The organism is Gardnerella sp. DNF00476 (assembly GCF_049262735.1).
Taxonomy (GTDB): Bacteria; Actinomycetota; Actinomycetes; order Actinomycetales; family Bifidobacteriaceae; genus Bifidobacterium; species Bifidobacterium vaginale.
Window position 1 is genome coordinate 830,037 of the sequence record NZ_CP058401.1, and the last position, 13,446, is coordinate 843,482.

Genomic DNA, 13,446 nt, shown 5'->3' on the forward strand with positions numbered 1-13,446 from the left:
ATAGTCACTTTGTAATATTCACTTTGCAATAGTTTCGTCTACTAATTTTGGCAGAGCTTTCGCAATATCTTCGCGTATTATGCACTCTGCCAAATAATCGTATTGCGTAGCGCCCAGGTTCATTATTGTAATCGGCACTCCTGCGCGAGCGGCTAGCGGCACAAGGCTTGCAGCTGGAAACACTTCTAGCGTGGAGCCAATAACCCACAACTCGCTTGCGTGCATAATCGCCTGCGCGCTGCGTTCCATTGCGCCTTCGGGAAGTGCTTCTCCAAAATATACAACGTCTGTTTTTATAAGACCGTTGCAAGGCATGTTTCCGCGGTACGGCAGCGCGCGCCTGCAATGTGGGTCTGGGTGTGCGTCTAAGTCGCGCATAATGTCGGCTGTATTGTAGCTAGCGTGGCAGCTCATGCAGTGTGATGTTCCAATGCTTCCGTGCAAGTTCACTACAATATCTGGGCTGTTTCCAGCTTTTTCGTGAAGCGCATCAAAGTTTTGAGTGGCGATTAAGTCCAGCATCCCAGCTTTCTCAAGTTTTACTAGCGATTTGTGTGCTGTTCCTGGCTGAGCGTTCCAAACTGGCGACTCTTTTTGCCAGCGCCAAGAGTACACGCGTTCTTCTTCGCTGCTTAAAAACGCGTCTATATCGTAAACACTCATTTGCTCTGGGTGTTTAGTCCAAACTCCATCTGGGCCTCGAAAGTCTGGAATGCCAGCGCTTGTAGATATTCCGGCGCCTGTTAGAGCCACAATGTGATTGTGTGAGTTGTTCTTGCTGTTTTTCTCGCTATTTCTCATATACCTATATATAGCACGCGAACGCATAGCACGTACACATGTTGTATGCATATATTTTGTTTACGTTGTTTGCGTTGTGTATTTTGATTATTTTGCTCGATTGCTTTGCGCGACACTCCCGGGTTTTGTGTTTTTTATGGTTTTTTGTTTGTTTTTTGGGTTGTTTTTGGTTTTGTGTTGGTGGTTGTGGTGGTTTGTTGTGGTTTTTTGCGTGTTTTCGACACGCCGATGTTTTGGCTTGTTTTCAATGGTTTTGTGGTGTTTGTTTGGTGTTGGTTTGCGTTTTGGTGGGGTTTGGTGTAAGTTTATCTCTTGCTGCTCAGCGCGGCTGGTTCTCCTCGTTTGAGGTTGATGGGCCGGCTGGTGTGGTGGTGGTTTGAGAACTCAAGAGCGTGTCTGTACTACTTATTAGTTAATTATTGCCAGTTCATTGTCAGCCTCACGGATTGTGGGGTGCCTGAGAGATGGTTAAATGATGGTGAGGTTTTTTGTTGGGATGTTCTTTCCTTAAAGAATGTCTCGTCTTTTTCTTTTATATTGGAGCCTTTTGTTGGCTCTTCATTGAAGTTTTTCGTGGAGGGTTCGATTCTGGCTCAGGATGAACGCTGGCGGCGTGCTTAACACATGCAAGTCGAACGGGATCTGACCAGCTTGCTGGTTGGTGAGAGTGGCGAACGGGTGAGTAATGCGTGACCAACCTGCCCCATGCTCCAGAATAGCTCTTGGAAACGGGTGGTAATGCTGGATGCTCCAACTTGACGCATGTCTTGTTGGGAAAGTGTTTAGTGGCATGGGATGGGGTCGCGTCCTATCAGCTTGTAGGCGGGGTAATGGCCCACCTAGGCTTCGACGGGTAGCCGGCCTGAGAGGGCGGACGGCCACATTGGGACTGAGATACGGCCCAGACTCCTACGGGAGGCAGCAGTGGGGAATATTGCGCAATGGGGGGAACCCTGACGCAGCGACGCCGCGTGCGGGATGAAGGCCTTCGGGTTGTAAACCGCTTTTGATTGGGAGCAAGCCTTTTGGGTGAGTGTACCTTTCGAATAAGCGCCGGCTAACTACGTGCCAGCAGCCGCGGTAATACGTAGGGCGCAAGCGTTATCCGGAATTATTGGGCGTAAAGAGCTTGTAGGCGGTTCGTCGCGTCTGGTGTGAAAGCCCATCGCTTAACGGTGGGTTTGCGCCGGGTACGGGCGGGCTAGAGTGCAGTAGGGGAGACTGGAATTCTCGGTGTAACGGTGGAATGTGTAGATATCGGGAAGAACACCAATGGCGAAGGCAGGTCTCTGGGCTGTTACTGACGCTGAGAAGCGAAAGCGTGGGGAGCGAACAGGATTAGATACCCTGGTAGTCCACGCCGTAAACGGTGGACGCTGGATGTGGGGCCCATTCCACGGGTTCTGTGTCGGAGCTAACGCGTTAAGCGTCCCGCCTGGGGAGTACGGCCGCAAGGCTAAAACTCAAAGAAATTGACGGGGGCCCGCACAAGCGGCGGAGCATGCGGATTAATTCGATGCAACGCGAAGAACCTTACCTGGGCTTGACATGTGCCTGACGACTGCAGAGATGTGGTTTCCTTTCGGGGCAGGTTCACAGGTGGTGCATGGTCGTCGTCAGCTCGTGTCGTGAGATGTTGGGTTAAGTCCCGCAACGAGCGCAACCCTCGCCCTGTGTTGCCAGCGGGTTATGCCGGGAACTCACGGGGGACCGCCGGGGTTAACTCGGAGGAAGGTGGGGATGACGTCAGATCATCATGCCCCTTACGTCCAGGGCTTCACGCATGCTACAATGGCCAGTACAACGGGTTGCTTCATGGTGACATGGTGCTAATCCCTTAAAACTGGTCTCAGTTCGGATCGTAGTCTGCAACTCGACTACGTGAAGGCGGAGTCGCTAGTAATCGCGAATCAGCAACGTCGCGGTGAATGCGTTCCCGGGCCTTGTACACACCGCCCGTCAAGTCATGAAAGTGGGCAGCACCCGAAGCCGGTGGCCTAACCCTTTTGGGATGGAGCCGTCTAAGGTGAGGCTCGTGATTGGGACTAAGTCGTAACAAGGTAGCCGTACCGGAAGGTGCGGCTGGATCACCTCCTTTCTACGGAGTTTTTGTGCACGCTCGGTTGAGTGTGGTTACTGGTGTGGAAAACAATAGTTAATGTTTTTAGATGAGTTTGTTGGGCATGCTTTTGGGTTCCCGGATTGCCACCCCCCTTTTTTTGGGGTTGCGGTCCTGGCCCTTGGATTACAGGTTGAGGCTTTTTGGTTTTTGGCTTGTGTTCTTGGTGTTTGGTGGTTTGAGAACTGGATAGTGGACGCGAGTAAGAATAGTGAGACTGTTTTTTGGTTTTGCTTGTTTTTACTTTTATCAATTTCAACCGGCTCCATTTTGGTGGAGTCGCTTGATCGTTTTGTGATCGTTTAGTGTGATGATTTATTGTCTAGAGAGTTAAGCGATAGGCTTTTTACTGGTGTATCACTGGTAAGGGCGTATGGTGGATGCCTTGGTAGACAGGACCGATGAAGGACGTGACGGGCTGCGATATGCCTCGGGGAGCTGCCGAGTGGGCTTTGATCCGAGGATTTCCGAATGGGGAGACCCGGCCACTGTTATGGGTGGTCACCACAGTTTTTGTGGGGGGTACGCAGGGAAGTGAAACATCTCAGTACCTGCAGGAAAGGATACTCCGTGAGTAGTGGCGAGCGAAAGCGGATCAGGCTAAACCGAGTACGTGTGATAACCGTCAGGTGTTGCGTATTCGGGGTCGTGGGATTGACTGTTCAGCCTCTGACGGGGTTGAGAAGAGTGATAAAATGTCGTGTTATGTGAATGGGATTGAATTCCCAGCCGTAGAGGGTGATGGCCCCGTAGCAGGTTGCGCGATGTCTTTTTATGTTTATTCCCAAGTAGCGCGGGCCTCGTGGAATCCCGCGTGAATCTGCCCAGACCGTTGGGTAAGCCTAAGTATTCCTGTCTGACCGATAGTGTACTAGTACCGTGAGGGAAAGGTGAAAAGCACCCCGGGAGGGGAGTGAAATAGTTCCTGAAACCGTGCGCTTACAATCCGTCGGAGCCTTCTTGTGGGGTGACGGCGTGCCTATCGAAAAATGAGTCTGCGAGTCAGTGGTATGTGGCGAGGCTAACCCGGGTGGGGGAGCCGTAGCGAAAGCGAGTTTTAAAAGGCGTTTTAGTCGCATGTCCTGGACCCGAAGCGGGATGATCTAGCCCTGAGCAGGTTGAAGCGCGGGTAAGACCGTGTGGAGGACCGAACCCACCTAGGTTGAAAACTGGGGGGATGACTTGGGGTTAGGGGTGAAAGGCCAATCAAATTCCGTGATAGCTGGTTCTCTCCGAAATGCATTTAGGTGCAGCGTCATGTTATTGCTTGCAGGGGGTAGAGCTACTGGATGCTTGCGGGCCCATACCGGGTACTAATAGCAGCCAAACTCCGAATACCTGTTAGGTTTATCATGGCAGTGAGTCGGCGGGGGATAAGCTCCGTCGTCAAAAGGGAAACAGCCCTGATCGTCGTCTAAGGTCCCGAAGCGCGTGCTAAGTGGGAAAGGATGTGGAGTCGCATAGACAGCCAGGAGGTTGGCTCAGAAGCAGCCATCCTTGAAAGAGTGCGTAACAGCTCACTGGTCTAGTGGTTCCGCGCCGACAATGTAGCGGGGCTTAAGCACGCCACCGAAGACGCGACTGCATGATTTAGTTCATGTGGGGTAGGAGAGCGTCCTGTATGGGGTGAAGCGGCAGTGTGAACTTGTCGTGGACTATACGGGAGTGAGAATGCAGACATGAGTAGCGAGAGACAGGTGTGAATCCTGTCCGCTGAATGACTAAGGGTTCCGGGGCCACGTTCGTCGTCCCCGGGTGAGTCGAGTCCTAAGGCGAGGCCGACAGGCGTAGTCGAATGGATGAACGGGTTGATATTCCCGTACCGGTGTTACACCGTTCGAACTGAATCTGAGAGTACTAACCTTCGTTATTCTGGTTGATTATCTTTCGGGGTTTTCTTCTGGTTTAGTGTTGGGAGCGTATCGGTAGTAGGTTAGCGTGGGAGTGACGCGGGTAGGTAGCCGGCTGCGGAGGTGGTTTTCCGTGGCTAAGCGTGTGGGCTGTCCTCTAGGTAAATCCGGGGGATGTTAAGCTGAGGCGTGATGGGTAGGCTGTAAGGCTGATTCCGGTGATCCTGCTTGCCGAGAAAAGCTTCAACGTGAGGTGTGATTCCGCTCGTACCCTAAACCGACACTGGTGGTCTGGTAGAGTATACCGAAGCGATCGGGCGAATCCTGGCCAAGGAACTCGGCAAATTACTCCCGTGCCTTCGGCATAAGGGAGACCCTTGATGGTGATGTTTTTTACAAGCGGAGCTGTTGGGGGTGGCACAAGCTAGGGGGTAGCGACTGTTTACCAAAAACACAGGAGCGTGCGAAGGCGTAAGCCGCTGTATACGCTCTGACGCCTGCCCGGTGCCGGAAGGTTAAGAGGATCCGTTAGCTTTGGCGAAGCGGTGAATTTAAGCCCCGGTAAACGGCGGTGGTAACTATAACCATCCTAAGGTAGCGAAATTCCTTGTCGGGTAAGTTCCGACCTGCACGAATGGCGTAACGACTTCCCCACTGTCTCGGCCAGGAGCCCGGCGAAATTGCAGTACGAGTAAAGATGCTCGTTAAGCGCAGAAGGACGAAAAGACCCCGGGACCTTTACTATACCTTGGTATTGTCGTTAGGTGTGGATCGTGTAGCATAGGCGGGAGGCTGTGAAGCGCGGGCGCTAGCTTGCGTGGAGTCGATAAGTGAAATACCGCTCTTTCCATATCTGGCGTCTAACCTCGACACGTTATCCGTGTTAGGGACAGTGCCTGGCGGGTAGTTTAACTGGGGCGGTTGCCTCCTAAAGAGTAACGGAGGCGCTCAATGGTCCGCTCAGCCCGGTTGGCAATCGGGTGTTGAGTGTAATCGCACAAGCGGGCTTGACTGTGAGACTGACGGGTCGAGCAGGGACGAAAGTCGGAGATAGTGATCCGGTGCCGGCGTACGGACGTGGCATCGCTCAACGGATAAAAGGTACCCCGGGGATAACAGGCTGATCATTCCCAAGAGTCCATATCGACGGGATGGTTTGGCACCTCGATGTCGGCTCGTCGCATCCTGGGGCTGGAGCAGGTCCCAAGGGTTCGGCTGTTCGCCGATTAAAGCGGCACGCGAGCTGGGTTCAGAACGTCGTGAGACAGTTTGGTCTCTATCCTCTGCGCTCGTTGGAATGTTGAGGAGACCTGCCCATAGTACGAGAGGACCTGGGTGGACGAACCTCTGGTATGCCGGTCGTCACGCCAGTGGCGCTGCCGGTTAGCTACGTTTGGAAGGGATAACCGCTGAAAGCATCTAAGCGGGAAGCCTGCTCCAAGATTAGCATTCCTTGCACTTTGTGTGTGAGCCCCCATGTAGAACACGTGGTTGATAGGCTGGATGTGGAAGCCCTGTAAGGGGTGGAGCTGACCAGTACTAATGGGCGATTGTGATACTACTTGTATTGCTTATCGTTTAATTCTCTTAACTTTGAGGAGTGTTAGACGGTCATTTTATGGTTAAGTTGTTGATTTTGATGATTGTTTTTCTGTTGCTCGCGTTCATGTCCGGTTCCCAAACCGCCAATTTGCCGCTCGCTTATAGTGAGTGTATAATCTAGTTTTGCGGTGGTCATGGCTCAGGTGAGACGCCCGGTCCCATTCCGAACCCGGAAGCTAAGGCCTGACACGGTGAGGGTACTGCACTCGATAGGGTGTGGGAGACTAGCACGCTGCCGCATTATTCTTTCTAGCGGGGAACTTGATTGTTCCCCGCTTTTTTATTATTTAAGTTTAGGTTATCGTTCGCGCGCACGATTCACGCGCTTACTGTAGTGCGATTGTACTTGATTTACGTCGTGTCGTTATACAAACGCACTACATGGAAGGTCCTCGTTCGCGCGGTCTAAGCGCGCTCACGTCTTCGCCGCCGTAGAAGCACACCGTGCTTCTACGCTAAGCGGCTCAGCGCTCCGAATTACCTTTTCGCGCTACGCTCTAAGCGAAAAGGCAGGTCGGAGCGCATATAAATAACGTCATAACGAACATATATAGTCAAACATAGGTTCGGGGTGCGCATAAGCGCTGAGATTATACCCGTTGAACCTGATCTAGTTAGTACTAGCGAAGGGAAAATCATGACTGCTGTGTCGTGTTCTAAAAATAATGAATTCTCAACTAATGCTCGTTGCAAGCAATTCGTTCAAGATGTACGTGAATGCATTGAAACTTTACGCGCAAAAAATCCGTTAACACATTGCGTAACGAATAATGTTGTTCAAGAAATAACAGCAAACGTTCTGCTGGCTGCTGGAGCATCGCCAGCAATGGTCGTAGATGCAGAAGAAGCTGAAGTATTTGCTCAAATCGCATCTGGTGTATTAGTAAACATTGGAACGTACAGGCCAGTAGACAAAGAATCTATGGATGCTGCGATTCGCGGAGCTGTAAAAGCGCACACTCCATGGGTTCTTGACCCAGTTGCAGTTGGCGGTTTAGCTCCACGCACGCAATACGCGCGCGAAATTGTTAAAAGTCATCCTGCTGTAATTCGTGCCAACGCTTCCGAAATCTTAGGCTTAGCTGGAGAAGAAAGCGGCGGTAAAGGCGTAGACGCTGGAGATTCCGTTGATTCGGCAGTTGCAGCAGCTAAGAAGCTAGTTAAACGCTACGGCTCGGTAGTGGCTATTTCTGGCGAAAAAGACGCTATTTATGGTCATGGATGCTCGGCACGAGTTTCTGGCGGCCACGAAATAATGACGAAAGTAGTCGGCACGGGCTGCTCTCTTGGCGCGTTGGTGGCAGCATACGTTGGAGCAAATCGAAATCGACCTTTTGCAGCAACAGTTGCCGCGCACGTACACGCTGCTGCAGCAGGAACTTGGGCAGCGCAACGCTCAACATTGCCAGGGTCATTTAGAAAATTATGGATGGATGCGCTTATGGATTTGAGCGCAGACGAGATGCTGAAATTAGCGAATATTGAATTTGAACTCGATCCTGTTGATTGGTCTTTATACTTTATAACAGACCCAAAGATGAGTGATCGAGCCGAAGAAGATATTGCAGTTGATTGCGTTAAAGGCGGAGCAAGCGTAGTTCAATTGCGCGATAAGTACGCAAATAGCGAAACTTTTAACAATAAAGCTCAAAGCCTGCGAGACAAAATGCTTGCTAATGGTTGCGGAGACGTGCCGATTTTTGTTGACGATCGTATAGATTGCGCTAAAAGCTTAGGGTTCAACTTGCATGTTGGGCAAACAGATACGCCTTATATTGAAGCGCGTAAGTCTATTCCTGCAGAGTGGATGGTTGGACTTTCTATAGAAAAGTTAGAACAGTTAGATTACGTTTATAACGAATGTGCTAAAGAAAATGTGCCATTGCCTGATGTTATTGGAATAGGCCCAATTTGGCCTACTGCCACTAAGCCAGACGCTGCTCCTGCTTTAGGAGTTGAAGGAGTAGAAAAGATTGCTAAACGCGCTAAAGAACTCGGCATTAGCACTCTAGGAATCGGCGGAGTTAATGAAAATACCGTGTTTCCTATTAAAAGCACTTCAATAGATGGTTTATGCGTAGTATCTGCTCTAATGCTTGCGCAAAATCCTTGCGAAGAAGCACACAAATTACGCGATGCCATTACAAAGGAATAAAAATAATGAATAATCAATTTTCGCAAACTCAAGCACCTTTGCAATCAATTTCTAAATTATATGATTCAAGTCTAAGGCCATCTTCCCTACCTTCTTTAGAAGAGCCAATTATTCCGCGAGTGCTAAGCATTGCTGGAACTGATCCAACAGGCGGAGCTGGAATTCAAGCTGATCTAAAATCAATCACAGCATCTCATGGATTTGCAATGTGTGTAACAACTAATTTGGTTGCTCAAAACACTTGCGGTGTGCGCGAAGTTTATACTCCTCCAACCGACTTTTTGCAAGCGCAACTAGAAGCAGTATTTGATGACGTAACTATTGATGCTGTAAAAATCGGCATGCTTGGAGACAAATCATATATTAGCCTAGTTCAAGATTGGCTTAAGAATCATCCTGTTCCTGTTGTTGTGTTAGACCCAGTGATGGTAGCAACTTCGGGAGATAGGTTGCTTGAAAAGTCTGCAGAAGATGCAATGCGTGAGTTTGCACCTCTTGCGGATGTGATTACGCCAAACATACCTGAACTCGCAGTATTATGCGATAAACAGCCTGCATCTAATTTTGAAGAAGCTTATGCTCAAGCAAGCGAGTGGTGTGCAAAAAACAATACTATTGTTATTGTTAAAGGCGGCCACTTAACAAGCGAAGATGCTGGTAATACTGTTGTGTTCCCAGATGGCCACAGAGTGCACGTTCCTTGCCCTAGGGTTGATACAACAACAACGCATGGCACAGGCTGCTCGCTATCTTCCTCGCTTGCTACGCGCATAGGATTAGCGTTGCGAGAAGGCAAGAAGCTAAGCGATTACAGTACAGTAGCGGATGCTCTAGCATGGTCGTCAAGATGGCTTAACGAAGCTATTGCTTGCGGTAAAGATTTGCATGTTGGCAAAGGTCATGGGCCTGTGAACCATGCTGCTCGTAATTATCGTTTGGAATTAGATTCTTCGTCAACTCCTTGGGAACATATGCAAACTAGTGGCTTAGACGGATTAACTGCGCAAAGCGTAGTCGTAAAAGCTCATAGCAAGGCTAGAAAGCCAAATGTGGAGCCTTGTGGCCCTTGGACTCAAGCTTTATGGGATGCTAGTGCAGATGTCGATAACAACATTATGAAAATGCCATTTATTAAGGCTTTAGGTAATGGAACGCTTGACTCCGACTTGTTTGCTTTCTACATAAGTCAAGATTCTGAATACTTGAAGCGTTACTCGCGCGCGCTAGCTGCTGTTGGAGCTAAAACGCCAGATAATGAAGCTAGAGTGCATTGGGCTACGGGTGCAGCTATGTGCATAGAAGCGGAATCGCAGTTGCACAGAGATTGGCTTGGAAGCAGAAATATAAGCATTGATGCGTCTTGCTCGCCAGTAACGTTAGCTTACGTAAATCACTTACTTGCTTCTACAATGGCAGAAGATTACGTGATTGGAGCTGCATCCATATTGCCATGCTATTGGCTTTATGAAGAAGTGGGGCAAATTTTAGTCAAAAATAATACTCCTGAAAACCCATATCATGATTGGATTTCAATGTATTCTTCTAATGATTTTGAGTCAGGAGTAAGAATGGCAGTTAAATTTGTTGAGAGAGCTTTTGAAGAAGCTGGCCCACAGGCTCGAATTCTTGCTGCTCAAGCATATATGACTTCATGCATTTACGAGTATGAGTTCTTTAATCAAGCTCATAGAGCATTGAGGTAGATGGTTTGATAGCTTGATAGCGCTGATGCATTGACTTCGTCTTTATTAACAAAATCTAGAAGATTTGAAGATGAGCTTATGCTTCAGCGCATGTTAGATGCAAAATCTGCAGCTATAAAAACTCAAGAAGAAGCGTCTATACTTATGCGTGAAACAGTTCGTATACTAAGGAATCAGGGATTGACGGTTCGTGATGTTGCAGAGCTTACGGGGGTTACTCCGCAGCGAATAAGCTCGCTTAAATCTTAGTGATTTAATGCAATGCGGTTGGGGCTATGCACAAGCAAGTTGCTCAGTAGTGTATAAACTCTATGCAAAACAAATCAATAGCGGATAAATAAGTAAAGGTCAAGTCGTAGGATGTGTGGCTACAACTTGACCTTTGAAAATTGCGATATGTTTTTAAGTTAAAATCGCAGTCTAATGCTTTTATTTATTCTTGGCAATTCCAAGAGCTTTTGAACTTTCATCCTTGTCAAGGCCTATAAATAAAAGCACGATTATGCCAATAATCAGCGGAACATAACCGTATCCAGATCCGTGGATTATGCCGAATATTTCCATAAGTCCATTTGCTATTACGGCTAGTGAAGATACTATAAAATATAGTTGAGCGCACCACGGTTTTTTAATGAGAAACATGGTTGCAAGACCAAATAATCCAGCGATAATTTGAGGCACTCCCCATAGATAATCATTACGCATTACAATCAGCGCAATTCCGCTAGCAAGAAATACACCATTGGCTATTGTCCAAAATACGGATGGAATTTGTGCTTTTGTATCTTCTAAATTACTCATATTCTTCTCCTTCTAATACAAGAAAATAATTGTGTATATCAAACCTTTACAACTTATAAATTAATGGCGTGCTAAAAGGTAAACAATATCTTGTCTAGGAAAACCTTTACAAATAATTACTATCTAAAACTGCTTAAGATTCATTAATCTTTTAAACTGAATCAGTAAGCCATACTATCTATACAGTTATGTTCATTTTTGAAAGGAATAACTGCATTACATTCCCAATACTTACCAAAGGCTCGAAAATAGAGTGAACCGCCTAAATGCTTTATGGTATCGCGATGAAGCAAAAGTCCTTTTTGAGATACTGAGCGAATTGCATCTTTACTTTTCCCGCCCAAAAATCGAACATTGAACTGTTTTATAACAATTTGTTTTTCGCGTATCGAAATTCTGATGTAATAAACTAAAGAAGCATATTTTCGCATGTTCAAATATAGTTCTTCGATTAATTCAATAACTTCACAGATGATTTCATTGCTAATGTCTTCAGGAATATCGTTACTAGATATATTGCATATTGATCTTCCTTTTAATCCACAAGATGTATTGATTGAGTCGTTCATTTGTAGCGTATCTTCAATGTGCTGAATGAACTCGCTTCGAGCATCTTGCTTAGCAGTATTTCCGCGTAGAATGTCGATAATATTATGTCCTTCTTCAAAAGCCTGATCTGCCAAATCATTTATTGCCTCAATAGCTTCTCGCTGCTTTTTAGAAATAGACTTGTCAAGTAATGCTATTTTACTTTGTAGTGCAATATCTGCAATCTTATTAGTTAATCTATCGTGCATTCGCACAGCCAGATGAAGATTATTAATTGTTTGCTTATCTTTTTCATAAAGAACCATTTTTTGGTGAGAAATGCGCAAAATAATACCAGTGCAAACGCAAAATATATTTATTAAAAGGTAAGCAATAAGATACTTGAAAGATAAAGTTGATAGGTATCGGTATGCAACGTAGTGTAATGCATCTATTACTAAGAATAAAGGTAGTGTAAATTGAATCGGATATAAATACGAAATAAAAACAAATGATATGATGAGCCCGAAAGTTACTGGTGGAAGATTCAGACTAGGAATAACAAGAATGCTGAGGTGTACAAAAATATAGCACATGCTCATAAAATGCGGGAGCAAGCAAAGAAACAGATTTATAGCAGCAAGAATCATGTAAACTATAACAAGTTGTATTGTGCTATTGTCGCTATTTGAGTAAATATATGCATCCATTGCGCTCGACAAACATCCCAATAGTAAAAATGTTTTATTGTCAATAAGCTTTTCTCGTAAACGACGCATTAAGAAAATAATCATTGTGTATCATTTCCTAAATATTCATCATGCAGCCATGTAGTAATAAGTTGTGAACGATTTGTCACATTCAATTTTTTGAATACGCGACGAAGGATAGTTTCCACAGTACAAGTTTCAACAAATAAACGTTTGGCGATTTGCGCATTAGTCATTCCTTTACTGCACAACTTTACAATTTCAGTCTCATGATCCGTTAAAGCAAGGCGTCCATTTTTTGGTTTATTTTGCAGACGTTGAAATGCTGTCGTCGTGTCGTCAAAATGAAGATCGCCTATTATTTGTGGCTTGAATGTGCCATGGGCAATACTGCTAAGCATGGCGCAAATAGTTTCTGGGTGGTTCTTTCCAATAATGCCTTGTGCGCCTGCTGTTGATGCTTTTAAAGCATAATCGTTGATAGGGAATGAAGTTATAGCAATTATTATTGGGAGTGAGTATCTTCTTCGCAATTCGTATAATATTTTAATTCCCGAAACACCAGACATATACATGTCAATTAGTAGCACGTCTGGGCATTGATTTTGACAAAACTGAATTGCTTGATCGGCGTACGCGGATAACCAGCAAATACTGCAGGAAGGAACAACCTGTTCAATATATGTTTTTAGGCCGTGTAGACAAAAACAATCATCATCAACAATGCCAACAGTAATATGCTTTGCTATCATATTGCTCCTTTAGAAAAGCATTATTTAAGTAATAATAGTACTTGAATTTGTATGATGAATATCTTGTCTAGGAAAACCTTTACAAAGCAGATTGTATAAAGGTAGTTGCTTGGAGCTTACGGGGTTACTCCGCAGCGAATAAGCTCGCTCAAATCTTAGTGATTTAATCACAATGCGGTTGCGGCTATGCGCAAGTAAGTTACTCAGTAGTGTATAAACTCTATGCAAAACAAATCATTCTCTGGTATTATGCAAGCTCCAAGAATCATAAATAAAATCATCATTTAGTGTGATGCAAACTCTTTACGGCGATTATAGGCTATTAAGCAAAAGCTGAAATCCTCAATAAAGTGTCAATCATAAAAGCGTTAATCGTAGCATTATCAAGCACTTTATTTATTTTGGATCAGTTTGAGAGGCTCGTT

Annotated in this window: 8 protein-coding genes, 3 rRNA genes, 1 pseudogene and 1 riboswitch; of the genes and pseudogenes, 8 read left to right on the top strand and 4 right to left on the bottom strand. The window is 46.2% G+C overall.

All coding sequences use genetic code 11. The features are described 5' to 3' along the window. Nucleotides 1-18: 18 nt before the first annotated feature. Nucleotides 19-801, bottom strand: a complete 783-nt coding sequence (locus HXT25_RS03395; protein WP_032836326.1) for an SIR2 family NAD-dependent protein deacylase — start codon at nt 799-801, stop codon at nt 19-21. A gap of 38 nt (nt 802-839) precedes the next feature. Here HXT25_RS03395 and HXT25_RS03400 point away from each other — a divergent pair, with 38 nt between their 5' ends. From HXT25_RS03400 to HXT25_RS03435, 8 genes and pseudogenes are all read left to right on the top strand, one after another. After that, on the top strand, nt 840-1,181 hold the full coding sequence (locus HXT25_RS03400) for a hypothetical protein (RefSeq protein WP_422118668.1): 342 nt from the start codon (nt 840-842) through the stop codon (nt 1,179-1,181). A 190-nt stretch (nt 1,182-1,371) separates the two neighbouring features. Next, nucleotides 1,372-2,899: ribosomal RNA gene (locus HXT25_RS03405) — 16S ribosomal RNA — on the top strand. Between the two features lie 60 nt (nt 2,900-2,959). Then, nucleotides 2,960-3,226, top strand: coding sequence for a hypothetical protein (locus HXT25_RS03410; RefSeq protein WP_101892036.1), 267 nt, complete (start codon nt 2,960-2,962; stop codon nt 3,224-3,226). Between the two features lie 47 nt (nt 3,227-3,273). After that, a 23S ribosomal RNA gene (locus HXT25_RS03415) occupies nt 3,274-6,332 on the top strand. Nucleotides 6,333-6,496: 164 nt separating this feature from the next. Then, a 5S ribosomal RNA gene (gene rrf / locus HXT25_RS03420) occupies nt 6,497-6,613 on the top strand. The 16S, 23S and 5S rRNA genes sit together here, the layout of an rRNA operon. Nucleotides 6,614-6,929: 316 nt before the next feature. Further along, nucleotides 6,930-7,022: riboswitch (TPP riboswitch) on the top strand. Next, on the top strand, nt 7,010-8,527 hold the full coding sequence (gene thiM / locus HXT25_RS03425; RefSeq protein WP_422118669.1) for a hydroxyethylthiazole kinase: 1,518 nt from the start codon (nt 7,010-7,012) through the stop codon (nt 8,525-8,527). (Overlaps the previous riboswitch by 13 nt.) 5 nt (nt 8,528-8,532) lie before the next feature. Beyond that, nucleotides 8,533-10,230, top strand: a complete 1,698-nt coding sequence (locus tag HXT25_RS03430) for a bifunctional hydroxymethylpyrimidine kinase/phosphomethylpyrimidine kinase (RefSeq protein WP_013399395.1) — start codon at nt 8,533-8,535, stop codon at nt 10,228-10,230. A 66-nt stretch (nt 10,231-10,296) separates the two neighbouring features. Further along, nucleotides 10,297-10,479, top strand: a pseudogene (locus HXT25_RS03435) (XRE family transcriptional regulator); the annotation flags it as partial. A 180-nt stretch (nt 10,480-10,659) separates the two neighbouring features. On the opposite strand, the gene HXT25_RS03440 reads toward HXT25_RS03435, so the two are convergent. The 3 genes from HXT25_RS03440 to HXT25_RS03450 all read right to left on the bottom strand — a co-directional run bounded on the left by HXT25_RS03440 (nt 10,660) and on the right by HXT25_RS03450 (nt 13,021). Beyond that, nucleotides 10,660-11,031, bottom strand: a complete 372-nt coding sequence (locus tag HXT25_RS03440; RefSeq protein WP_004112863.1) for a hypothetical protein — start codon at nt 11,029-11,031, stop codon at nt 10,660-10,662. A 161-nt stretch (nt 11,032-11,192) separates the two neighbouring features. Then, nucleotides 11,193-12,353 (bottom strand): histidine kinase, encoded by a 1,161-nt coding sequence (locus HXT25_RS03445; RefSeq protein WP_422118670.1) that lies wholly within the window; start codon nt 12,351-12,353, stop codon nt 11,193-11,195. After that, nucleotides 12,350-13,021 carry a response regulator transcription factor gene (locus HXT25_RS03450; protein WP_020761671.1) on the bottom strand — a complete coding sequence of 224 codons (672 nt, stop codon included), beginning with the start codon at nt 13,019-13,021 and terminating at the stop codon, nt 12,350-12,352. The genes HXT25_RS03445 and HXT25_RS03450 overlap by 4 nt, the downstream gene beginning before the upstream one ends. Nucleotides 13,022-13,446: the final 425 nt, after the last annotated feature.